Here is a 23,733-nt window from a genome sequence, read left to right on the forward strand (position 1 = left end):
TTGCTTACCCCTGTAACCGATCATTATCGAGTTTGCGGATGGTCAAAATCAGAAACCCCGCAATAAACAGCCCGTAATACACCAGATCAGTGCTATTAAACATACCGCTGGCGAACGACAAAAAATGCCCAAATGCCGACAAATACACAAACAATTCACTCGCCGACCCTTGCGCATTCCCCGACTGATACAACACATCCAACAGCAGCAAAAAACCAAACGTCGTGACAGCAGCAATCACCGGCTGCCGCGCCAACGAGGATAAAAACAAACCCGCTGCCGCAAACGCTGCCAATAACAACAGCAACCCCAAGGATGCGGCGGCTAATTGCCCCCAATCCAACGGGGTCGCCAGCGCCAACGACAGCGGCATCAATGCCACTAACGCCACGAACAGCACTACAAAACCCAGTACGCTCAAATACTTACCCAACACAATCTGCGTATTCGAAACCGGCGAAGACGTCAATAAAATCAAGGTTTGATTCATGCGCTCTTCCGCAAATAAGCGCATCGTAATCAACGGCGTGACCACCAACATAATCGACGCGGCGGTCGAAAACAAAAACGGAATCAGCGCCTCACTAATCCCCGCCATATCCTCCGCCCCCACTGCCGTCGCTTGCGTTTGCAAGGTGTATTCATTCACCCCCAGCAAAAACATCCACGCCAAAATAAACTGCACCACCGCCAAAATGCTCCACGCTAATGGCGACACAAACATGCGGCGAAATTCGGTACTCGCAATTACCCAAATAGCCCTCATGCTGCCACCTCCTGCTGCGCATCGCTCAGTGCTTCTTCGCGGAAAATCAGGTCGAAAAACACTTTTTCCAAGGATTCCACCCCATCCAACGTACCGTTAAACACCGTTTTACCCCGATTAAGAATTTGCACCCGATCACACACCGCCTGCACTTCCGGCAAAATGTGGGTCGACAAAATAATGCCGTGATCCTTACCCAATTCGCGGATCAGGCTGCGAATTTCGCGAATTTGAATCGGGTCCAAACCGACCGTCGGCTCATCCAAAATCACCACCGCTGGATTATGCAAAATGGCCTGTGCAATCCCCACCCGCTGCCGAAATCCCTTGGAAAGGTTGCCAATCAGCCGCTTATTAACCGCTTGCAAACCACAACGCTCACTGGCGTAATCCACTGCCTTGCGACACTGCGCGGCGGGAACGTTACGCAAACGGGCGCAATAATGCAGGTATTCGCTCACCGTCAAATCGCGGTACACCGGCGGCTGTTCCGGCAAATAGCCGAGTTGCTGCTTGGCCTTACGTGGTTCATCCAATAAATCAATGCCATTGATCTTAATTTCACCCGTGCTAGGGGCAAGATTGCCGGTCAACATTTGCATGGTGGTTGATTTCCCCGCACCATTCGGCCCCAGTAAGCCCAAGACCTCGCCTTTGTCCAAGACAACTTCCAAATTATTTACGGCGCAGTGCTCGCTGTAGTAGCGTGATAATCCTACTGCACTAATCAACCTATCTTGATGATTTATCATGTGACTTGCCCTTGTTGATTCAGCCTTCATTAATGAAAACACATAATTGATAAAAATTTTCTATGATTTTGGGGGTTGAACTTAACAGCATATCGAATAGACTGAAGCCATTGTAACGCGAAAAACACTTCTCAGGTTTGGGGATTTGACCAGTGCAGCGTTGACGAAAGGTTTAGTTGGGCTTACTAAAGGTATCAAACATGAGTGTCGAAATGGCTAGAAACTGGTTCTTGCTGACCAGCAAACCGCACAAGGATGAAGTGGCAGAATTTCAACTGCGCAATCAAGGCTATGAAGTTTATCGACCACTGGCTAAACGCTTGCGTACCCAACGCGGCAAAGTGATCACCAAAATTGAATCCCTGTTTCCACGTTACCTGTTCATTCATTTGGATGACGGCGTGAATGATAACTGGGCACCCATTCGTTCCACCACCGGCATTAGCAGTTTTGTGCGCTTCGGCACCGAAGCAGCACGCGTACCTGACACACTGATAGCCACCCTCAAAGATCAAGAAACGTTATTTGGTGAGCGTGCGATTGATCTCGATCGCTACCACAGCGGCGATAAAGTCGTGATCACCGAAGGCCCTTTCCGAGGTTTGGAAGCGATTTTCCAAAAATACGATGGCGAAGAGCGGGTTATTGTGTTGCTGGAAATTCTCCACAAGCCCACCAAATTGAAATTGAATCCGGGGCATTTGTACGCCGCCTGAGTACCGTGCTAGTGGTTAAGCAAGCGTCCCCCATCAACGGGGATGACTTGTCCGGTGATGTAATCCGCATCGCGCACCAAAAATAGTACGGTTTTGGCAATATCGGCGGGGCTGCCTTCACGTTTCAAGGCCGTTTTCGCCAGAATTTCGGCGTGCATCGCGTGATTAGCGGGCATTTCCGGCCACAAGATCGCGCCGGGCGCAATGCCATTCACCCGCACATCCGGCCCTAATTCGCGTGCCAGCACTTGGGTCAACATCAACAAACCGGCTTTGGCAGTGCAATAGGCCGCGTAACCTTGCAAGGGGCGCATTCCGTGAATATCGACCATATTGATTATGCAGCCGTGATTGGCTTGTAAATGCGGCGCGGCGGCTTGCGCCATGAAGAGCGGCGCTTTCAGGTTGGTGCCGATCAGGTCATCAAACTGTTGTTCGGTCACGGTGGCTAAGGGCGTGGGGTAAAACGATGAGGCATTGTTTACCAAAATATCTAATCTGCCCGCTTGTTCAAGGGTTTGCGTGATTAAGTTGGGGATGCTGGCGATGTCGCGTAAATCACCGCGCACTAAAAAGCAGGCGTTTTCACGTTGCGCGTTTAATTCGGCTTGCAGTTGTTCGGCATCCGTTGCGGAATTGCGGTAGTGGATGACGACGGTTGCACCTGAGCTGTGGAGCGTGCGGGCGATTTCGGCGCCGATGCGACGGGCTGCGCCTGTGAGGAGTGCTACTTTACCTTGTAATGTCGCCATGCCATACCTTCTGTTAAGCTTTGTATTTTCCACCATCATAACCTGACATGCGCGTTACCGACACATTACCCACACCTTCCGCCGAGGCATTAGCCCACAGCGAACAACTCGCCCAACGCATCCGTGCGGCAATTGAACGCAACGGTGGTAGCATTTCCTTCCACCATTTCATGCAAATGGCGCTCTACGAACCGGGCTTGGGCTATTACGTCGCCGGTTTACGCAAAATCGGGCAGGCAGGCGATTTCATCACCGCACCGGAAATTTCCCCGCTCTTCTCGCAATGCCTTGCCAACCAATGTGCGCAAGTACTGACCGAACTTGGCGGCGGCGACATACTGGAATTGGGTGCGGGCAGCGGCATCATGGCAGCGGATATGCTGGCACATTTGGAAAACATCGGCTGCTTACCTGACCATTACCTGATATTGGATCTCAGCCCCGAATTACGCGACCGCCAACGCCAAACCTTGCAAAAACACGTGCCACATTTGCTGGAGCGGGTGGAATGGTTAGACCGCTTGCCTGCAACCCCACTACGCGGCGTGATTGTGGGCAACGAGGTGCTGGATGCGATGCCAGTGGAATTGTTTACGCTGGTCGATGGCGAAAAAGTCATTCGTCACGTCACTACACAAGCTCAAGATTTTGCATTAGTCGCCGTAGAGGGCAACTACACCTCTGAATTCAACCCTGCCCTGCCCGCCTGGATGCGCAGCATGGCAGACACCCTCGCCGCAGGCGTCTTGCTGCTAATCGACTACGGTTACGAACACGCCGATTATTACCGACCGGAACGCACCGCAGGCACATTGCTATGCCATTACCAACACCGTGTACACGCCAACCCACTGATTTACCCCGGTTTGCAAGACATTACCGCCAGCGTCGACTTCACTGCGGTGGCAAATGCGGGGCTGGATGCGGGTTTGGAATTGGCAGGCTACACCACCCAAGCGATGTTCCTCGCCAACAGCGGCTTGGAAACCGTATTCATGCAAGCACTGGAAGCCAATCCGAATAAGCAATACCCACTCGCCCAACAAGTACGCACCTTAAGCCTGCCCGCCGAAATGGGCGAACGTTTCAAGGTCATGGCATTTAGTCGGGGGTTTATGCCAGAACTGCAAGGTTTTCGATTGGGCAGCCAGCAACATCGCTTATAATCTCGCGACTAAATACACACCAAAGGACATTTATGGATTTTCTTTTACTGCTGAAAGCCGCTGTCATGGGGCTAGTGGAAGGCGCAACCGAATTTTTGCCGGTTTCCAGTACCGGACACCTGATTCTCGCCGGTGACTTGATGAACTTTATGGATCACGACAAACGCGGCGTGTTTGAAATTGCCATTCAATTAGGCGCTATTCTCGCGGTAATTTGGGAATACCGCACCCGTTTCATCAGCACCTTCGCGGGCATTGGGCGTGACCCCGTTGCCAACCGCCTACTGATTAACTTAGCGATTGCGTTTTTGCCGTTAGCGGTATTGGGCTTGATGTTTGGTGACATGATCAAAGCCGTTTTGTTTAACCCGGTGCCCGTGGCGATTGCATTCATCGTCGGGGGGTTTATCATTTTGTGGGCGGAAAAACGCCAGCATAACGTTACCATTGCAACCGTGGATGATATTCGCCCCCAAGATGCGTTGAAGCTCGGTTTAGCGCAAGCAGTTGCCCTGATTCCGGGGATGTCGCGTTCAGGCTCAACCATTATCGGTGGGCTGTTTTTTGGGCTGTCACGTAAAGCAGCGGCGGAATTTTCATTCTTTCTTGCCGTACCAACCTTGGGGATAGCCTCGGTCTATTCCATGTACAAAGAACGCGCGTTGTTGAGCATGGATGACATGGGCGCATGGGCAGTCGGTTTTGTGTTTGCCTTCATCAGCGCCATGATTGCGGTACGGGCGTTGATTCGTTACGTTAGCAACAACGATTTCACGGTATTCGCGTGGTACCGAATTGCCTTTGGCATCATTGTTATTATTACCGCTTACACCGGATTGGTGGAGTGGACAGTCCACTAAACGGGCGGCGGCGCGGGCTTGGCTACCAACGCCTCCAACCCGCGCCGCATTTTTTTACCCAACGGAATTTCCAAATAACGGTAAGTAAAGTGCGAATACACCAACACTGTCACCAACGTTAAGCCCAAAATCATCGGCTTATCCCAACCGTATTGCGGAGCTAGGTGGCGGAAAATCATGATAACGACCAAATGATTCAGGTAAACCGAATAGGAAATCTCCCCCAAATACGCCAATTTACGCAAACCACGCGACAACCAGCCTTGTTCAAAGGCGAAAATTGCCACCATCAACAGCGCCAAATATGGCACGAAAACATCCATCCCCACTGAATCCCCGGTGCGACTCCAGAGAATGCCGACGACCGCCAATACACAAGCCCCTTCCAACCAAACCGCATACCGCGCCACCCGCCAATCATCCCGGTAAAACAGGTACACACGATAAGCCAAAATACCCAATAAAAACGATGCCATTCCCCGCAACATCCCCGCATTAATAATACTGAGGTACGTCTCCGCCTGCGCATTCAAATTACCGTGCAACTTCAGCAAACTTACCAAGCCAAACGTGCTCAATAAAAATAACCAGCCACTGGAGGTTTTGCGGGAAATCAGAAAAATAAACAGAATATTGACCCAAAACTCCACCGATACCGACCAACTGGGGTAATTCCACGTCAGCCCGTGTGGACTCAGACCAATGTTATGCGTCAGGGTCAGATGCTGCACAAACGTAAACAATGCACCATCAGGAAAGCTCGGCATCGTCCAATACATCAACCAATGCACCAACACAAACACCAGCAGCGTGTAAAGATGCAACGGATACAAACGCGCAAGCCGATGGCTAATAAACACCGCCGCGCTAGTGGGCTTATCACTGTATAAATAACGGTGCGCGAGGATAAAACCACTCAACACCAAAAAGAAATCCACCGCCAGATAACCCAAGCCACCGTAGACATGAAAATACACCACCGACAATGCTGCCAAACCGCGCAGCGCATCGAGGGCAAGAAACCGCTGCCCACTCACTAAAACTTTTTCCACGCTCATAACCCTTTGAACAATAACGCTGCCGCCGCACTCAAGGCTTTCACTTGCACCACCGAACGGCTACCGCTGGCAGTATCTTTGCGAAACCCGACCCGTGCCAATACAAACCCCGCACGTTCCCAAAAGCGCAGCAATGGCGGAGTCATGGCGTAACTAACCCCCATGTAATCTGCCCCGCTGTGGGTGGCGAATCCTAACAGATGTTGCAACAAGTGCGCACCCAGACCGTGATTTTGCCAGTCAGGATGCACCGCAATCCGCATCACCCGCTCGCAAATCAAGGTTGCCGCACCGGGGATTTTCGCGTGAAAGGTGAGGGTTTGCGGGATGGGGTGTCCGTGGGGGCGGCGCATTCCGGCGTGAATCGCAGCAGTCAGTTCCGCATCCAAACCGCCTTCACGGGACAGTAAGGCGACTGCCAGGATCACGCCGTGCTGTTCAAGGATGTGAATGGAAATGTCGGGTGCATCCAACATCTGGCGCAGATCGGAAGGGCGCGTTTGGTAGTGAGCGGTGATCAGCAAGCCGAAGAGTTGGCGAAGTAAAGGTTCGTTGTGGGCAAGTTCGTCTCGGTTTAATTGACGGTACAAAAAATGTAGGGGCGTATTGCATACGCCCTCTTCCACATCCGCATCCAACAATAACGCCTGATTGATGAAGCCCTCCAGTGGGTCGTTTTCCGCCCAACGGATCGGCGTGTGTAACCGCACTGCCTGCCAACCCGCAACACGCGCATCCAGTTCTTTCTGAAAACGTAATGCAAACCCACGTCCGCTCCCCTCATACCCGTGCAAGGTAGTGGAAAACACGCAACGCGGGTAATGTTCCAGCATTTTCAACAATATCGGCACAGGAATCGCCGCTGCCTCATCCACCAACAACACATCGCCTTGTGGCAAGGTTTGCAGCAAATCATCGGGAGCAAAAAATGAAGGGGGATTTTCGGCATGTTTGAAAACAGTTGCCACCGTCGCCCGTGACGGTGCAGTTAACAACACTCGCTTTCCCGCCGCCTGCAACTGACTCGCCGCCATGCCCAACGCTGCCGATTTCCCGCGCCCGCGATCAGCCGTCAGTACCACCGGCGCATTGGCTTGGATAATGGTTTGTATGGCTATTGATTGTTTGCTTTGAAGAGGGCGTATGCAATACGCCCCTACAAGGGAGGGTCTTCGTAGGGGCGTATTGCATACGCCCTCTTCCCGCAACAACCGCACCAAGCGCTGCAAAAACCGCCCCCGCACGTCTTCCGGCTGATAAGGATAAGGAATAAACCGCCGATAATCGGGGTCAGGAAAATCCGCCCACGCATCCAACGGTGGTATCAGCAAAAACAACGTCCCGCCACCGCGCAACGTGCCGCTGACCGCCGCAAACGCATTCACATCAAAGCCACTATGCGCATCAAATACCAACGCATCACACTCTTGCCCCAACAGCGTATGCGCTTTTTTAATCGCACTCCCCGTCAGCCAAAACACCTCGTTTTCCGCAGGCAGCAGGCATTGCACCCGCTGCAAGCATTGCGTCTGCGAACCCTCGATCAGTTCCAGACGACGCGGCAGGTTATTTATACCGCATCCCGCCCACTTTCGCCGGTACGGATACGGATAGATTGCTCAACAGCAAGCACGAAAATCTTACCATCGCCAATCTTGCCGGTATGCGCCGCTTTCTGAATCGCTTCAATCGCCAAGTCCACGTCTTCTTCCTTGACCACGATTTCCAGCTTCACTTTGGGCAGAAAATCCACCACGTATTCCGCGCCACGGTATAACTCGGTATGGCCTTTTTGCCGCCCGAAACCCTTCACCTCAGTGGCCGTCATCCCGGTCACACCGATTTCGGTTAAGGCTTCGCGCACATCGTCCAGTTTGAACGGTTTAATAATCGCCTGAATCAGTTTCATATTCACTCCTGTGGGAGGTTGAAAGGTAAATTTTTACGCCAAGCAGAAGTAATCGGGTAACGCCAATCCTTGCCAAAGCCACGCCCGCTAATGCGCACGCCCGGTGCTGCCTGCCGCCGTTTGTATTCGCTCAATAGTACCAGATTCACCACGCGGCGCACGGTTGCCGCATCGAATCCACTGGCGATAATATCCTCAAGCACCTCATCACCCTCGATGAAACGCCGCAAAATCGCATCCAACACCGCATACGGTGGCAACGAATCCTGATCCACTTGCCCCGGCGCCAGTTCAGCGGAAGGCGGGCGCTCAATCACCCGCTGCGGAATCGCCTGCCCCAAGGTATTGCGGTATTCCGCCAATGCATACACCTGCATTTTGTACACATCTTTCAGCGGTGAAAACGCCCCCGCCATATCGCCATACAGCGTGGCATAACCCACCGCGCTCTCGCTCTTATTGCTGGTAGACAGCAACAAACTGCCCAACTTATTGGACAACGACATGAGCAACACCCCGCGAATCCGCGCCTGCAAATTCTGCTCGGTCACATCCACCGGGCGCTCCCCAAACTCCGGCGCTAACGAAGCCGTGAAACTGTCGTAAATGGATGCAATCGGTATATTGCGGTAACGCACCCCCAGCCAAGCCGCTTGCTGTTGCGCATCCTCCAGACTCATGCCAGACGTGTAATGAAACGGCATCATCACTGCCTCGACATTTTCCGCCCCCAGCGCATCGACGGCTAACGCCAACACCAAGGCGGAATCAATCCCACCCGACAAGCCCAGCAATACGCTGGAAAAACCGTTTTTGTGGACATAATCGCGGATACCCGTGGTCAGGGCTTGGTAGATAAGAGGGGTAAGATCGGAGGGCGTATGCAATACGCCCCTACAACTGCGCCCTATCTCCCACTCTTGAACAAACACCCCTGCCGCAAACGCCTCTGCCCGAAACACGATATTTCCCGCCGCATCCACCAGCATCGAATCGCCATCGAACACCAGTTCATCTTGCCCGCCAACCAGATTCACATACGCCAGCGGGCAGTGGTTGCTCGCGGCCTGCCGTTGCAACAAAGCCGCCCGTTGCGCTTGCTTGTCGTAACTAAACGGCGACGCATTCAACACACACAGTACGTCCGCCCCCGCTGCCACCGCCGCTTGAGCAGGCGCATCCTCCCAAATATCCTCGCAAATCAGGATACCAACTTTAACGCCCGCTAACTCCACCACCAGCGATTGCGCACCCGGCGTAAAATAGCGTTTTTCATCAAAGACGCGGTAATTGGGCAAACATTGCTTGCTGTATTCCGCCAGAATCTGCCCATCGCGCAGCACGCACGCCATGTTTTGCAACGCCGCACCGCGACGCAACGGCGCTCCCACGATTACCGTCATCCCATCGGCTTCTGCTGCCAGCGTTTCCACGCCTGCCTGCATTTGCGTCAAAAAGTCGGGGCGAAACAATAAATCTTCGGGTGGATACCCCGCCAAGACCAGTTCCGGGAATACAATCAAGTCAGCCTGCTGTTCCCGCGCTTGACCGATAGCAGCGCGTACCTGACTAAGATTATTTTGCACATCGCCCACACACACATTTAATTGGGCTAACGCGATGCGTAATGTCTGATTTTTCTTTTGCACGGTGTCATAAAACGTTAAGGTAGTTAAGTCAAAGACTATACCTGAAAAGGCTGTAACACATCATGTCCCGCATTATTTTTATCCTTGTTTTGCTGGTAGTCGGTTTCCTTCTGTTAAAATCGTGGCAACGTAGGCAAAGCCTGAAACAAAAACACCAACAATCGTCCGGGAAAATTACAACAAACACCCGCATGGTACGCTGCGAACACTGCGGCCTGCATGTCCCGGAGCCTGAAGCGATTTCCCAAGGAGGGAAACACTTTTGCAGCCTGGAACACGCGCAACAACACTTGACGAAAAGCTAATCCCGGTCTTTTTACACGAAGACCCTTGGAATTTACTACGCCTCTACCATGTCTACCGCTTCACATTGGCGGGCGCATTATTAGTCTCGTTGGTGCTGGACTACGGCAATGTCAAACTGGGGCAACACGACCCCGGCCTCTTTGTGTGGCTCACTGGCACCTACCTGTTAGTGGCCGTTTTCAGCAATCTCGCCTCGTATTTTCAATGGCCGGATTTGCCGGTGCAAACCGTGCTGTTTGTCATCCTCGACATTGCCATCTTGCTAGGTTTGTTGTATTCCAGCGGTGGCATTGGCGCGGGTTTTGGCATTTTATTGCTGATTCCCGTCCTGATTCCTCACCTTGGCAACCCCGGTCATGTCTCATTGCTATTGGCAACAATAACCGGGGTGTCATTAGTAGCCATGCAAATATGGCTGCAAAGCAAAGGGGAATCCGACAGCGGCGGCGTGATGCACAGCGGCTTGATTGCCTTGTTCATCCTGTTGATCAGCCTCGCCAGCAATCGCTGGATTCGCAAGGCCAGCGCGGTTGCCTCCTTAGCCCAACGGCGCGGCGTTGATCTTGCCAATCTCTCGCAACTCAACCAGTCGATTCTCGACAAACTCGAATCCGGCATTGTGGTGGTAGAAGGTTCCGGCGCCATCCGCCACATGAACGAATCCGCGTGGGACATGCTAGGGCAACCCGGCAACTGGCGCAGCAAACCTTTGCAGCAATTCGCCCCCGAACTCGATCACCACTTGCAACACTGGCTGCACACGATTTGCCCACGCATTGCCAGCTTTGACGTGCGCCACCAAAACACCACCGAAATGCGGGCGCGATTTTCCCAACTGGGGAATCAATCGCGCCGCGCTACCATGATCAATCTGGAAGATACCACCGAACAACGCGAAAAATTGCAAAGTGCCAAACTCGCCTCCCTCGGTCAGCTCACTGCCAGCATTGCGCATGAAATCCGCAACCCCTTAGGCGCAATCAGCCACGCCGCGCAACTCATGAGCGAATCCCAGAATCTGGATAAAGCCGATGTACGCTTGCTGCAAATCATCCAATCCAATGCCCGCCGCATGAATCTGACCATCGAAAGCGTGCTCAACCTCTCCCGCAAAAAAACGCCTAACCGCGAACGCCTCGCGCTCAAATTGTGGTTACACGAATTCCGCAAAGATTTTCTGCTGCAAAACAAATTGCGCATTGATCAGATGAACTTATTCATCGAACCGGCGGATACCGTGATTGAATTCGACCCGGCGCACTTGCACCAAATCATTTGGAATTTGTGCAGCAACGCCTACAAATACGCACACGATGACCCCAAGTATTTACAAATCGACATTCACGGCGGCAACCCGACGCATACCCGCGACATTATGCTCAACGTCATGGATAACGGGCGTGGCATGACCGAAGCGCAACGCCAGCGCCTGTTTGAACCGTTTTTCACCACCAGCACCCAAGGCACGGGCTTAGGCTTATTCATGTCGCGCGAACTGTGCTTGACCAATGGCGCAACCTTGGACTATGTTGCGTTAGCGTCGGGTGGAAGCTGTTTCCGCCTTGTGTTTGCGCATCATCGTTAACACCATAAGATAATTATAAATGACTGAACAAACCGTACTCATCATTGATGATGAACCTGACATCCGTGAACTGTTGGAAATCACCCTGTTACGCATGGGGCTGGATACCATTACGGCTGGCGACGTGGAAAGCGCTCTCAACCAGATCGAAAATTACCATCCGCAGTTGTGCCTGACCGATATGAAATTGCCGGATGGCAGCGGCATCGACATAGTGCGTTACCTGCAAAAAAATCACCCACACATTCCGGTTGCCGTGATTACGGCCTTTGGCAGCATGGATACGGCCGTAGAATCACTCAAAGCGGGCGCTTACGATTTCGTGTCCAAACCCGTGGATTTGCCGAAACTGCGCGAATTGATTCAAACCGCGCTCAAACTTTCCGCTGGTAAAGGCAAACAACCCACGCCAGCCGATGACGATAGCGACACCCACAGCAGCAGCATTTTGGGCAATTCTCCGGCGATGCAGCAACTCAAAGCGACCATCCACAAACTGGCGCGTAGCCAAGCGCCAGTGTACATCCACGGCGAATCGGGCAGCGGTAAGGAATTGGTCGCGCACCAGATTCACCAGCAAGGTTCGCGGGTCAAAGCGCCGTTTGTGCCGGTCAACTGCGGGGCGATTCCTGAAAATCTGATGGAAAGCGAATTTTTCGGGCACAAAAAAGGCAGCTTTACCGGCGCAATGGCGGATAAGCAGGGGCTGTTTCAAGCGGCGCACAAAGGCACGTTGTTTCTGGATGAAGTCGCGGATTTGCCGCTGACCATGCAGGTCAAATTGCTGCGGGCGATTCAGGAAGGCGCGGTCAAACCCGTGGGGGGCTTGGAAGAAATCCCGGTGGATGTGCGAATTCTCAGTGCTACCCACAAGAGTTTGGAACACGAAGTCGCGGCGGGGCATTTCCGACAGGATTTGTATTACCGCCTGAATGTGATCAAGTTGAAAGTGCCGCCGCTGAGGGAACGCCAGGAAGATATTTTGCTGTTGGCGGACTTTTTCTTGCAGAAAATTGCGGAACGTTGGCAGATGCCACCGATACGGTTGTCGCCTGCGGCGCGGCAGGAGTTGGGGGCGTATGGGTTTCCGGGGAATGTGCGCGAGCTGGAAAACGTGTTGGAGCGGGCGAGTACGTTGTGTGATAACAATACGATTCAGCCGGATGATTTGCAGTTGCCGGTGGCAGTTGTTACCCCTCACCCTGCGGACTCTTCTTCCCTTCGACTTCCCTTCGACTTCGCTCAGGGAACGCGCTCAGGGAACGATGGTGGGATAGAAGAGAAGAAGGTGGCAAAGGGAGAAGTGGAGGCGTTACCGGCTTGGAATCCGGTGGATGAGGAGGCGGAGCGTGATTTGATTTTGCGGGCATTGGAGCAGACGCGCTGGAATCGCACCAAGGCGGCGGAAGTGTTGGGGATGTCGTTCCGGCAGTTGCGTTATCGGATTCAGAAATATGGGTTGGATGAGGGCTAACTGACGCTGCGTGTTCAGATACGCTATTATCAATGGCATCGGCACAGGAGATTCGCACATGGGTTACGCACTACTGCAAGACAATTACCTCACGCCTGAAGAATATTTGGAAGGTGAGCAATTTGCCATTGAGAAATCAGAATACGTTCGCGGCGAAGTTTACGCGATGGCGGGGGCTTCTGACCGGCATGTTAAAGTCAGCGGCAACGCTTACGCACTAATCAAAATGCACCTGCGCGGCTCTGGGTGCAGCACGTATATTGCGGATATGAAGGTACGCATTGCGGCAGATGATACCTTTTTCTACCCGGATGTGATGGTAACGTGCGAGCCTTCCGATCAGTTGGCGGAACGGGATTATGCCAAACATCACCCCAAGCTGATTATCGAGGTGCTTTCTCCTTCAACCGAGGACAAAGACCGGGGCAGTAAATTCATCAGCTACCGCAAACTGGCGAGTTTGCAGGAATATTTGCTGATTGATCCGCGCAAATATTATGTGGAACTGTTCCGCCGCCAGAATGAGGATGAATGGGTACTCATGACGCGCAGCGGGGCGGAAGCAACCTTGACCTTGAATAGCATTGGGTTGACGTGTTGTTTGGCGGATTTTTATGATGACGTGCGGTTTGACTAAGCTGCCTGCTGCATCGCCTCGCGGAGCAGTTGGTTTAGCCGCGTTTGGTAGCCTGCGCCGCTGGATTGTAACCATGCCAGAATGTCTGCATCAATCCGCACCGTGACTTGTTTCTTGATCGGACGGTAAAATTTACCCACCACGGCATTTTTCCAGCATCATCAGTGGTTTCGGGAATATCGCTGAAGTCAATTTCTTCGTCTGGCATCGCTGCTAATATCTTCAACTCCTCTTCCTGCTTAGCGGTCAAAGCGGGTAAGTTGGAGGCATCTAATGAGAATTTAACAGTTTTGGTTTGCTTGTTCATAACGTTTCCTTTCTTTAGGTTCTGCCCTTCTCGCTGAAATGATGCGCACAACGGTTGAGCCATTGTCTGCATCCCACAGGGTATGAGCAACTAGCAATAACAGCCGCCCTTGTACCATGCCAATAGTCTGCCAACGCTCTTCCCCGTCTACAATGCGATCTTGTATAGAAACATGCTTAGGATCAACAAACGCAAAGGCAGCCGTCTCGAAACTAATTTTATGCTTACGGATGTTTTTATGGTTTTTAGCATCATCCCACTCAAAATCCATACATATCTCACTTATAAAACTGTAACTACATTATAGCATACACCCTCTACGCTGTCACATTCCTCCTACCTGCCTGTCACATTTTGACAACCCCCTCCGCAAAACCACCGATCATCCTCGAAAACCTACCGCTAACACCGCAATGGCGGTTGGCACGTCTCCTGCATTACTCCTTGCGTCTGAGGACATTAACAAAGCTCCTAACTAATCCTAACAATAAGGAATGACTCAAATGAGTATGAAAACAATGAAATCTAAAGCACAAGCGGGTTTCACTTTGATCGAATTGATGATCGTAGTTGCCATCATCGGCATTTTGGCTGCGATTGCACTGCCTGCTTACCAAGATTACATGGCAAAAACCCAGGTTAACCGTGTATTCGGCGAACTCTCCAATCTGAAAACAGCGGTTGAAACCAACCTGCAAGAAAACGTTGCTACCACTGATCCTCTCGCTGCTAGGGTGGATTGCAGATAACTCAACTCTACTGAAATCTACAACTGCTGGTTCTGGTGATGAACTCACTGTTGCTGTAGCTCCGGCAACCAGCACAGCATCAATCACTGGTATAATGGACGGCTCTGTCGCTTCATCTGTCCTTGGGACAACTGTCACGCTGAATCGTATAGCTTCTGGTAAATGGAGTTGCACTATTACAAGTACTGCGGCTGGTTGGAAAGACAGCTTCAAACCAAAAGGCTGTAACTAATCTAACACTTTCCGAGTGAATAGATGAAAAGCCCCTTTTGGGGCTTTTCGTGTGATAGAACGCTTAATAAATCAAAAATTACAAAAACGTAGGTGCAAAGCCATGATTCAGATACAACGAGGATTCAGTTTGCTGGAATTGATGACTGTTGTCAGTATCGTTGGCATATTGGCGGCGATGGCATTGCCTGCCTATCAAGACTACACATCAAAAACTCAGGTTAATATTGTTTATCAAGAAATTTCCAACTTAAAAGTACCGGCTGATCTGATGTTGATTGATAACAGTGGTACAGCCGACGCTACTGATCTTGGCTGGGTAACAGGTAGTTCTCCTTTGATGCAAAATAATCCGGTAGTATCAGTTGACCCAACAACGGGGGAATCCTCTATTGAGGCAACACTGGATGGTCGGGTAAATTCCGTAGCATTGGGCGTAAAAGTAAAAGTGGCACGCGATGCTAATGGCAAATGGGCTTGTACTGTTAAGAAATCTAGCAACAGTGGATGGAAAGATGAGTTTGCACCGAAAGCCTGTGTAGTTATTCCCTGATTCAAGTTTTACGCCACAACGTCGTTTTCAAATAATCTTCTGTGACCTCAAACTCAGGTTCCGTGCCATTGAATACCCACTTCTGCGAAATTACCTTGGTAATGGATACCCATCCCCCGCGCATCCACATACCCATAGTCTCGCAATATTTCCACAATAATCGGATTATGCGGCGAACGCTGCCCCGCCCTCAAGTGTCTAGTATAGTGCATTCACTTCTTAGGATGTCTGGGATTGCTGGGCTAGATCAATTACCCGAAGTAGCAGCCAACAGCTAATACCAACCGCTCAGCAGGGCAAGGCTAGAATGCCTATGTCCTGCTGCTAAAATCGCCCTATGCAAATCAAAGACATCACCAGCAAGCAACTCCTCAAACGCATGGCAGCCGACCTCGCCAATCTGCTGCTCAAGCACTAAAAATTGCGATCTGTACGCTTATACTGTTATCATCCAATCATAACCCAAGGACGACTCGCCATGCCCACACAGCAACACAATGAGGATAAAGGTTTAGAAACCTTGCTCTTGCTGAATGGTGAGATATTTCCAATGGACAACGGCTATTGGACAAAAATTGAAGCCTATCGCGTAACACCAAATGAACATATCCCGCACGGCATCCGTTACTCCTTAACGCTGCATGACCGCCATAATGTGCGAATATTAGGCTACGATAATGCTCATGCTATCAAGCCACAACGCAAAAAATACGGTGCAAAGCGCTTGGTATGGGATCATAAACACCAGCGTAAAAGTGTTGAACCCTATGAGTTTGAAACAGCCGGGCAACTTTTGGAAGATTTTTGGCAAGATGTCAACAAGATGATGAGCGAGGCATAAACATGGCAAACAAAATTCTCAATATCGGCATTATGTCACGACTGGATTACATCCAACGTACTATCGCCATCGCCAAAGGTGACTATCAACCGCTATCCGACGAACCTAAAATATGGTTTGAATCTGTAAAATCCATGGCGCAAGTATTGAGCGATGAAAACCAAGCATTGCTGGATTTAATCATACGCCATCAACCCCAGTCCCTAAGCGAACTTGAACAGCTTTCACACCGCAAAAAACCCAACCTATCACGCACATTGAAAACCCTGGAACGTTACGGCGTGGTCGAGTTGCACAAGCAAGCCGGAAAACTTGCCCCAACCGTCAAGGCAACCGATTTTCGTGTCCAGTTTGGTTTGCATCACGGCAACGCTGCCTAAGACATGAGACAAAAGACATGCTGACACAAGTAGACAATTGCACTAGGCATTCAACGCCACAACGTCGTTTTCAAATAATCCTCCGTCGCCTCAAACATCGGCTCCGTACCATTAAACTCCCGCATCTGCGGAATCACCTTGGTACGGATGCCCATCCCCCGCGCATCCACATACCCATAGTCCCGCAATATTTCCACAATAATCGGATTACGTGGCGAACGCTGCCCCGCCTTCATTTTCTCAACCGTCATGGAATTCTGTAACGCACCGGGGCTAATGATTTCCAAGCGATTCGCATACACCCCAACCTCAATATCCACAAAGCGCGTCCAATCACGGTGCGCACACGCATTAATCACCAATTCGCGCAACGCATTCAACGGATACACCCACCCCCGATCACGCCGCAAGCTATTCGCATCCAACACATCACTTTCGTAAAAAATAAAAGGACGCAACACCGACAACAGCTTTTCAACCAAGCCATCCTCAAGAATGGTACGACCACCCGATTTTTCATATTGAATACGCCCCAGCAAAGCAATATCCAAGGTTTCATCCAACCGCGATTGATACGTCTTTTCCTCCCCATCAAACACCATCACCCGAATACCCGCCTGCCGCAAATAACGACGCGGCTTAATACCAAACAACACCAAACCAGCAATGGTACACATCACCTCACCCGTCGATGCCTGCACCAAAAACCCCAACCCCAATAAACGTGCCTGCCAATCTGCCGGTGTTTGCGGCACATCAGGGTCATTGATCACGGTTTGAATGTAGTTTTGCAATTTCGCCTGATCCAACGCCTCGATGGATGTTCCCGGCACGGGCATAACTTCGGTATGCAGCATTCCACCCAAGGCATATAACCGCGCTTGTTGCTCGCGTGTTGCCAACTGCGACGTACTACCGACCCGCAGATAAATATCCTCACGTCCTGTATGCCGCAACACATAAGGCTTAGAAATACCCTGCGTAAAACTGATCACCGCCACCCGCTTACCATCCTGCAACTGCACTTCCTCATAGAATGGCAGCATCATCGGATGAATTTTGTCCCGAAACACGTTCATGACCCATTCTTCCAACCCTTCACGCTGGATACCCGAAATTGAGCCATCATCCTCCACTCCCAGTAAAATGCGCCCACCCTGAAAATTGGCTAACGCGACCACCTCCCGAGCCAATTGTTCTGGGCGAATATCATCGCGCTTAAACTCCACACCAGAATTTTCACCATTGGCTAATAGCTCTAACAACTCATCCTGACGCATACCGTTGCTCCTTTCACTAAGGCTCTAAGTCTACCCCAAAACCGCACCGCAAGAACTGTGCTATGCTTCCCCCATGCACTTTCCACAGCGGACTTCCCATGTTGCAAAAACTCCCCGTCGGCATCCAAACCTTTGAAGAAATCATCGGCAAAGACTACCTGTACATCGACAAAACCGAAGCCATCCACCGCCTGATTGCCAGCGGCAAATACTACTTCCTCTCGCGCCCGCGCCGCTTCGGAAAATCGCTGACACTCTCCACCCTCAACGCCATTTTCAGCGGCAAACGTGAACTGTTCAAAGGCTTGTGGATTGAAAACCAACGGGATTGGAGCGACATCCACCCCGTTATCCACCTCTCCATGAACAAATTGAACTACCAAGGGCGCGGCTTGGAGGAAGTGTTACGCCAAGCCTTACTTGACATAGCCACAGAACACGGCATATCCTTTCCCCCTGACATCATGCTCAAAGATGTCTTTGCCAAGCTATTGAAAGCATTGGCAGAAAAATCGGGCAATGTCGTACTCCTCATCGACGAATACGACAAGCCGTTGATTGACTACCTTGACAACATTCCACAAGCCAAGATCAACCAGCAGGTGATGAAAACTTTTTACTCGGTGATCAAAGACAGCGACCCCTATCTGGAATTTTTTCTGATCACCGGCGTATCCAAATTCAGCAAAGTCTCCGTCTTTTCCGACCTGAACAATCTCTACGACCTGACGCTAGACCACAAAGCCGCCACCTTGGTCGGCTACACCCAAACCGAACTGGAACATTATTTCGCCCCCTACTTCCCCGCCGCCGAACAACGCCTGAAACTCAGCCGTGAAGAACTGCTGGCAACCTTACGCCGCTGGTACAACGGCTACTCGTGGGATAACGAACATTTCGTCTACAACCCGTATTCCATCCTCAGTTTTTTCAGCGCCAATGCGTTTCGCAACTTCTGGTTTGAATCCGGCACGCCCACTTTTTTGCCAAAACTGATGCGCCGCGACGGGGTATACCAAGTCAATGAAATGGAAGTCAATGAACTCGCACTCGGTCACTACGACCTTGAATGCTCGCAACTCGCACCCGTATTATTCCAAACGGGGTATCTGACCCTAAAAAGCCGCGATGAATACGGTTTATACCACCTCGATTACCCCAACCGCGAAGTACAAGCCTCCATGTCCATATTACTGGCAGATGTTGTTAGGCATCAACTTTAGCAGCAAAGCCAAAACGGTAGATGATTGGGTCACGGAACTGGCAGCCAGCAGCGCCTAAAGAAATTCATGTTATAGACACTTTCAACGCGCTATCATGTAGTTCTATTTATTCTAATAATGACAAGATAGTTTTTATCCATGATTCCGCTGACTTCTTCCATCCCCTTACCGGGGTTAGCCAGACAATTAGTTGTGCAAGACTTGCTCGACAAAGAGTCGGCGACACAAGCCGTGCAGAAAGCGCGTGCGGAAAAAGTCTCGCTGGTGGAATGGATGATCCGCTCACGCATCGTATCCACCAAAGACGTCGCCTACGCCGCCAGCCTCGAATACGGCCTCAGCATGGTCGACCTCGACCAAATCAGCATTCCACCGCCGATTGCAGCCTTGCTCAGCCCAGAGCAGATGCGCAAACTCAACCTGATTCCCCTCTATCAGCGCGGCAAAAATCTCATGGTGGGCTTGGCTGACCCCACGTATTTGACCAATTTGGATGATGTTAAATTCGCCACCGGCTTAATCCCCGAACCCGTTTTTGTCGAATTCGACAAGCTGCAACGCTACATCAGCAGCGACGACGGCATGAGCGGGCACGCCGCCCAACCTCACAGCGGCAAAGCCTCTCCCACTGCCGCGCCGGTAGCCGCTGCCAAAGAAATATCCCTAGACGTCCGCGATCTCAAAACCAAAGATGACGAAGATCCCGCCGTCATTGAATTCGTCGATAAGCTGTTAGCCCACGGCATTAAATCCAAAGCGTCGGATATTCACATTGAAATCTTTGAAAAAAACATGCGCATCCGCTACCGGATCGACGGCATTTTGCAAGTCGTTGCCACCCCGCCCAACGATTCCGCCCAACAATTAATTTCGCGCATCAAAGTACTGGCACGGATGAATATTTCCGAACGCCGCGTCCCTCAAGACGGGCGCATCCGCTTTACGGTCAGCGACAAGCAAAAAATCGACTTTCGTGTCAACACCCTCCCCACCCTGTTCGGTGAAAAAGTGGTTATGCGGATACTTGACTCATCCAACGCCACCCTAGGGGTAGAAAAGCTCGGTTTTGAACCCAAGCAACAACACGATTTCATGAAAGCGCTGGAAAAACCCGATGGCATGATTCTGGTCACAGGTCCGACGGGTAGCGGTAAAACCGTGACGCTGTACACCGGCTTAGGCATCCTCAACACCCCGGAAAAAAACATTTCCACTGCCGAAGACCCCGCCGAAATCAATATGCCCGGCGTGAATCAAGTCAACGTCAACGCCAAAGTCGGGCTGACCTTTGCCGAAGCTCTGCGCTCTTTTTTGCGTCAAGACCCGGACATCATCATGGTGGGGGAAATCCGCGACCTTGAAACCGCTGAAATTGCCATCAAAGCGGCACAAACCGGACACTTGGTGTTATCCACCTTGCACACCAATAGCGCCCCGGAAACCTTGACCCGTTTGATGAACATGGGCGTGCCGACGTTTAATATCGCCTCCTCCATTCACTTAATTATTGCCCAACGCCTTGCACGGCGCTTGTGTGAAAATTGCAAAAAACCCTCGGATGTACCCCGCGACGTTTTGCTGCAAATGGGTTTCCACCAAGAGGAAATTCCAGCCCTCAAGCTGTACGAGCCATGCGGTTGTTCGGAATGTTCACGCGGTTACAAAGGGCGGGTAGGTATTTACCAAGTCATGCCGATTTCCGCCGAAATGGGGCGCATGATTATGAATGGCAGCAACTCGCTGGAAATCGCTGAACAATCCCTCAAAGAAGGCATTGCGGATTTACGCCGTTCCGCGCTCAACAAAGTGCGCCAAGGCGTCACCTCATTGGCCGAATTGGAGCGCGTCACTTCAGACTAAGCCCGTAACGACCACTTATCCCACCGGATGCAGTTCCACCACCCGTGCGTGTTAGACTGGCAATAATCACAAAAATAACGCAGAGCCACGGATATGCAAAGCAACACTTTGAAAAAGCCAGTAGCAGGCAAAAAACCCACCCCCAGCGAAGCACAAGCCATTTACAAGTGGGAAGGCGTGAACCGCAATGGCGTAAAAATGCGCGGTGAAACCGAAGCTGTGAATCCCAACTGGTTACGTGCTGAACTGCGACGCAAAGGCATTAATCCGGGGCGCATCTACCGCAAACCCAAACCGCTGTTCAAAGCCGCGATCAAACCGGGGGATATTGCGCAATTTGCCCGCCAATTGACCACCATGATGCGTTCCGGCGTGCCCATGGTGCAATCCTTGGAACTGATGGCTTCCGGGGGCGATAACGCCTCGGTACGCGAATTGGTGAACAAATTACGTGCAGACATTGAAGGCGGTGCCAGTTTAGGTTCAGCGTTAGCCAAACACCCCAAGTATTTCGACAAACTTTTCGTCAACTTGGTGAAAGCGGGTGAACAGGCCGGTACGCTGGAAACCATGCTGGAAAAAGTCGCCACCTACAAAGAAAAAAGCGAAGCGCTCAAAGCCAAAGTCAAAAGCGCGATGATGTACCCGATTATCGTCGTGGTTGCTGCCGTGGTGGTATCGGCCATTTTGCTGATCTGGGTTATTCCGCAGTTTAAGGAAGTGTTTAGCAGCTTTGGCGCAGACTTGCCCGCTTTCACGCTATTGGTCATTTCGTTTTCAGATTGGCTGGTCGCCAACTGGTGGCAACCGATTCTGATATTTGTTGCAGTGGGAACCGGCTTCACCCAAGCGCGGCAACGCTCGCCAGCCTTTGACCGTTTCGTGGATAAAGCGTCGTTAAAAATCCCGATTATGGGTAATATCCTGAACTTGTCGGCGGTCGCCCGGTTTGCACGTACCCTAGCCACCATGTTTGCGGCGGGTGTGCCGTTGGTGGAAGCGATGGATTCGGTGGCGGGCGCGACCGGCAATGCCGTGTATGAAGAAGCGTCACGGCGGATTCAAGACGACACCGCTCGCGGGGTGCAATTGAATACCTCCATGCAAACCACGCAATTATTCCCGAATATGATGGTACAAATGACGCGTATCGGCGAAGAATCCGGGCGTTTGGAAGAAATGTTGGCAAAAGTAGCCGATTATTACGAAGCACAGGTTGACGGCTTGGTCGACACCTTGGCAAAACAAATTGAACCGCTGATCATGGCGGTATTGGGCGGCATTGTGGGCAGTTTGGTCATCGCCATGTACCTGCCCATCTTTAAACTTGGGGCTGTTGTTTAGGAACGCATACTCGCATGGAACTGATTTTTTTACTCAAAACCAGCCCTGTTTGGCTGATAAGTATCGTCGGGCTATTTTCGCTACTGATAGGCAGTTTTCTGAACGTGGTGATCTACCGCCTGCCCATCATGCTGGAACGCCAGTGGAAACAGGATTGTCACGAATGGCTGGATCAGCCGCCCGATAAGCTGGATACCGGCGATTTCAATCTGGTCGTGCCACGCTCACAATGCCCGACCTGTGGTCACAAAATCACGGCACTGGAAAACATTCCCGTGATCAGCTACGTATTTCTGCGCGGCAAATGTGCCGGTTGCAAGACGCCGATTTCCAGCCAATACCCGTTGGTAGAATTGGCAACGGCATTGCTGTCCATGTTGGTCGCTTGGCGCGTCGGTTATGGCGTTGAACTGGTGGCGTTGCTCGGCTTTACCTGGGTCTTGGTCGCGCTGTTTATGATTGATGCGCAAACCATGCTGCTGCCTGACATTCTGACATATCCACTGCTGTGGGCGGGTTTGCTGCTCAATATCAGCGGCACCTTGGTGAGTTTGCCGGATGCGGTGGTGGGCGCAGCTTTTGGCTATTTGGCGTTGTGGTCAGTGTTTCACCTGTTCCGACTGTTGACGGGCAAGGAAGGCATGGGACATGGCGATTTCAAATTGCTGGCAGCACTCGGCGCGTGGGGTGGCTGGCAAATTCTACCGTTTGTGATTTTTGCGTCATCTGCGTTTGGTGCATTTTTCGGAATTGCGTGGATGTTGGTGAAAGGTCAGCGCGAAAGCTTGCCCATGCCATTTGGCCCATGGCTGGCAATGGCAGGCTTTGCGGCAATCGTATGGCGTGAAGAAATCTTGGCTCGGATGAGCCAGATTTTCGTGCCATTCTGATGCATTAACCGATGTAACGGCATCTTGGTTGCGCTTGCCCGACAATGCGGTGGACACGCAACGGTTGTTTCCCTGCCGAGCGTTGCGGCATGTAGTAGGCGTGCATTTGCACCGGGCGCACTGGCGCATGGGCTGCTTGACGTGAACGTTGCATACGCTGGGGCGTTACCCGCGCTGAGCGTTGCCAGCCAGTGGCTTGGTGTGGATGGCGTTGCAGCGGTGCTTGCTGCAACGTAGCCGTTTGATAGCGCTTAACAACGCGGACGATCGGCTGGCTTTGGTTGGCACGCACGGTGCGTGAATCATCCATCGTCCAGGCTTGCGCGGAAGGCACGGCTAACACCGTCAAACCCAAACCTGCTATTAACTTTTTCATCATCAGACTCCATGTAGAAACGGCGTTTGCCTGTTACAATGTTGGGGAACTTGAACCACACGGAAACAT

Annotated in this window: 24 protein-coding genes and 2 pseudogenes; 15 read left to right on the forward strand and 11 right to left on the reverse strand. The window is 51.6% G+C overall.

Annotation, left to right across the window (positions count from 1 at the left end; all coding sequences use genetic code 11):
- Positions 1 to 4 precede the first annotated feature (4 nt).
- Positions 5 to 766 carry an ABC transporter permease subunit gene (locus tag L3K52_18095; protein UOG92076.1) on the reverse strand — a complete coding sequence of 254 codons (762 nt, stop codon included), beginning with the start codon at positions 764 to 766 and terminating at the stop codon, positions 5 to 7.
- Positions 763 to 1,428, reverse strand: a complete 666-nt coding sequence (locus L3K52_18100; protein UOG92077.1) for an ABC transporter ATP-binding protein — start codon at positions 1,426 to 1,428, stop codon at positions 763 to 765. The genes L3K52_18095 and L3K52_18100 overlap by 4 nt, the downstream gene beginning before the upstream one ends.
- A gap of 302 nt (positions 1,429 to 1,730) precedes the next feature.
- Between L3K52_18100 and rfaH the strand changes: the two genes are divergently transcribed.
- On the forward strand, positions 1,731 to 2,234 hold the full coding sequence (gene rfaH, locus L3K52_18105; GenBank protein UOG92078.1) for a transcription/translation regulatory transformer protein RfaH: 504 nt from the start codon (positions 1,731 to 1,733) through the stop codon (positions 2,232 to 2,234).
- A gap of 8 nt (positions 2,235 to 2,242) precedes the next feature.
- On the opposite strand, the gene L3K52_18110 is transcribed toward rfaH, so the two are convergent.
- Entirely contained in the window at positions 2,243 to 2,986 is a 744-nt protein-coding gene (locus tag L3K52_18110; protein ID UOG92079.1) for a pteridine reductase, read from the reverse strand.
- 47 nt (positions 2,987 to 3,033) lie between these two features.
- Here L3K52_18110 and L3K52_18115 point away from each other — a divergent pair, with 47 nt between their 5' ends.
- Positions 3,034 to 4,152 (forward strand): SAM-dependent methyltransferase, encoded by a 1,119-nt coding sequence (locus L3K52_18115; GenBank protein UOG92080.1) that lies wholly within the window; start codon positions 3,034 to 3,036, stop codon positions 4,150 to 4,152.
- 32 nt (positions 4,153 to 4,184) lie between these two features.
- On the forward strand, positions 4,185 to 5,012 hold the full coding sequence (locus tag L3K52_18120) for an undecaprenyl-diphosphate phosphatase (protein UOG92081.1): 828 nt from the start codon (positions 4,185 to 4,187) through the stop codon (positions 5,010 to 5,012).
- On the opposite strand, the gene L3K52_18125 is transcribed toward L3K52_18120, so the two are convergent.
- The 4 genes from L3K52_18125 to L3K52_18140 are packed head-to-tail and all read right to left on the reverse strand — an operon-like array spanning position 5,009 to position 9,628.
- Positions 5,009 to 6,064 carry an acyltransferase gene (locus tag L3K52_18125; GenBank protein UOG92082.1) on the reverse strand — a complete coding sequence of 352 codons (1,056 nt, stop codon included), beginning with the start codon at positions 6,062 to 6,064 and terminating at the stop codon, positions 5,009 to 5,011. The genes L3K52_18120 and L3K52_18125 overlap by 4 nt on opposite strands.
- A 2-nt stretch (positions 6,065 to 6,066) precedes the next feature.
- Positions 6,067 to 7,581: a GNAT family N-acetyltransferase gene (locus L3K52_18130; GenBank protein ID UOG94034.1), complete on the reverse strand. Its 1,515-nt coding sequence runs from the start codon at positions 7,579 to 7,581 to the stop codon at positions 6,067 to 6,069.
- Between the two features lie 59 nt (positions 7,582 to 7,640).
- A complete protein-coding gene (locus tag L3K52_18135) occupies positions 7,641 to 7,979 on the reverse strand; it encodes a P-II family nitrogen regulator (protein UOG92083.1) in 339 nt (112 codons plus the stop codon).
- A gap of 2 nt (positions 7,980 to 7,981) precedes the next feature.
- Positions 7,982 to 9,628: an NAD+ synthase gene (locus L3K52_18140; GenBank protein ID UOG92084.1), complete on the reverse strand. Its 1,647-nt coding sequence runs from the start codon at positions 9,626 to 9,628 to the stop codon at positions 7,982 to 7,984.
- A gap of 262 nt (positions 9,629 to 9,890) precedes the next feature.
- Between L3K52_18140 and L3K52_18145 the strand changes: the two genes are divergently transcribed.
- The 3 genes from L3K52_18145 to L3K52_18155 are packed head-to-tail and all read left to right on the forward strand — an operon-like array spanning position 9,891 to position 13,630.
- Entirely contained in the window at positions 9,891 to 11,519 is a 1,629-nt protein-coding gene (locus L3K52_18145) for an ATP-binding protein (GenBank protein UOG92085.1), read from the forward strand.
- Positions 11,520 to 11,538: 19 nt separating this feature from the next.
- A complete protein-coding gene (locus L3K52_18150) occupies positions 11,539 to 12,993 on the forward strand; it encodes a sigma-54 dependent transcriptional regulator (protein ID UOG92086.1) in 1,455 nt (484 codons plus the stop codon).
- A gap of 58 nt (positions 12,994 to 13,051) precedes the next feature.
- The gene (locus L3K52_18155) at positions 13,052 to 13,630 is read left to right on the forward strand and encodes a Uma2 family endonuclease (GenBank protein ID UOG92087.1); all 579 of its coding nucleotides are present in this window, start codon (positions 13,052 to 13,054) and stop codon (positions 13,628 to 13,630) included.
- Here the strand turns inward: L3K52_18155 and L3K52_18160 are convergent.
- Together L3K52_18160 and L3K52_18165 are read right to left on the reverse strand one after the other, a co-directional pair.
- On the reverse strand, positions 13,627 to 13,731 hold the full coding sequence (locus tag L3K52_18160) for a BrnA antitoxin family protein (GenBank protein ID UOG94035.1): 105 nt from the start codon (positions 13,729 to 13,731) through the stop codon (positions 13,627 to 13,629). The two genes, L3K52_18155 and L3K52_18160, sit on opposite strands and share 4 nt — an antisense overlap.
- Before the next feature lie 180 nt (positions 13,732 to 13,911).
- The gene (locus L3K52_18165) at positions 13,912 to 14,208 is read right to left on the reverse strand and encodes a BrnT family toxin (protein UOG92088.1); all 297 of its coding nucleotides are present in this window, start codon (positions 14,206 to 14,208) and stop codon (positions 13,912 to 13,914) included.
- 247 nt (positions 14,209 to 14,455) lie between these two features.
- On the opposite strand from L3K52_18165, the pseudogene L3K52_18170 reads away from it, so the two are divergent.
- The 5 genes and pseudogenes from L3K52_18170 (at position 14,456) to L3K52_18190 (ending at position 16,691) form a co-directional block, all read left to right on the forward strand.
- Positions 14,456 to 14,918 (forward strand): annotated as a pseudogene (locus L3K52_18170) (pilin).
- A gap of 105 nt (positions 14,919 to 15,023) precedes the next feature.
- Positions 15,024 to 15,137, forward strand: a pseudogene (locus tag L3K52_18175) (prepilin-type N-terminal cleavage/methylation domain-containing protein).
- A 48-nt stretch (positions 15,138 to 15,185) separates the two neighbouring features.
- The gene (locus L3K52_18180; GenBank protein ID UOG94036.1) at positions 15,186 to 15,470 is read left to right on the forward strand and encodes a pilin; all 285 of its coding nucleotides are present in this window, start codon (positions 15,186 to 15,188) and stop codon (positions 15,468 to 15,470) included.
- Positions 15,471 to 15,948: 478 nt separating this feature from the next.
- Entirely contained in the window at positions 15,949 to 16,311 is a 363-nt protein-coding gene (locus L3K52_18185; GenBank protein ID UOG92089.1) for a DUF6516 family protein, read from the forward strand.
- A 2-nt stretch (positions 16,312 to 16,313) separates the two neighbouring features.
- Positions 16,314 to 16,691, forward strand: coding sequence for a MarR family transcriptional regulator (locus tag L3K52_18190; GenBank protein ID UOG92090.1), 378 nt, complete (start codon positions 16,314 to 16,316; stop codon positions 16,689 to 16,691).
- Positions 16,692 to 16,741: 50 nt separating this feature from the next.
- On the opposite strand, the gene L3K52_18195 is transcribed toward L3K52_18190, so the two are convergent.
- A complete protein-coding gene (locus L3K52_18195; protein ID UOG92091.1) occupies positions 16,742 to 17,971 on the reverse strand; it encodes a putative DNA binding domain-containing protein in 1,230 nt (409 codons plus the stop codon).
- A gap of 98 nt (positions 17,972 to 18,069) precedes the next feature.
- Here L3K52_18195 and L3K52_18200 point away from each other — a divergent pair, with 98 nt between their 5' ends.
- From L3K52_18200 to L3K52_18215, 4 genes are all read left to right on the forward strand, one after another.
- Positions 18,070 to 19,194 (forward strand): AAA family ATPase, encoded by a 1,125-nt coding sequence (locus L3K52_18200; protein UOG92092.1) that lies wholly within the window; start codon positions 18,070 to 18,072, stop codon positions 19,192 to 19,194.
- A 138-nt stretch (positions 19,195 to 19,332) separates the two neighbouring features.
- The gene (gene pilB, locus L3K52_18205) at positions 19,333 to 21,054 is read left to right on the forward strand and encodes a type IV-A pilus assembly ATPase PilB (GenBank protein ID UOG92093.1); all 1,722 of its coding nucleotides are present in this window, start codon (positions 19,333 to 19,335) and stop codon (positions 21,052 to 21,054) included.
- Between the two features lie 93 nt (positions 21,055 to 21,147).
- Positions 21,148 to 22,398 (forward strand): type II secretion system F family protein, encoded by a 1,251-nt coding sequence (locus L3K52_18210; protein ID UOG92094.1) that lies wholly within the window; start codon positions 21,148 to 21,150, stop codon positions 22,396 to 22,398.
- Between the two features lie 14 nt (positions 22,399 to 22,412).
- Entirely contained in the window at positions 22,413 to 23,288 is an 876-nt protein-coding gene (locus L3K52_18215) for an A24 family peptidase (protein ID UOG92095.1), read from the forward strand.
- A 4-nt stretch (positions 23,289 to 23,292) separates the two neighbouring features.
- Here L3K52_18215 and L3K52_18220 read toward each other — a convergent pair whose 3' ends face one another.
- Positions 23,293 to 23,664: a hypothetical protein gene (locus L3K52_18220; protein UOG92096.1), complete on the reverse strand. Its 372-nt coding sequence runs from the start codon at positions 23,662 to 23,664 to the stop codon at positions 23,293 to 23,295.
- Positions 23,665 to 23,733 lie beyond the last annotated feature (69 nt).

Origin of the sequence: Candidatus Thiothrix sulfatifontis (assembly GCA_022828425.1) — a bacterium.
In the GTDB taxonomy this organism is placed as follows: domain Bacteria; phylum Pseudomonadota; class Gammaproteobacteria; order Thiotrichales; family Thiotrichaceae; genus Thiothrix; species Thiothrix sulfatifontis.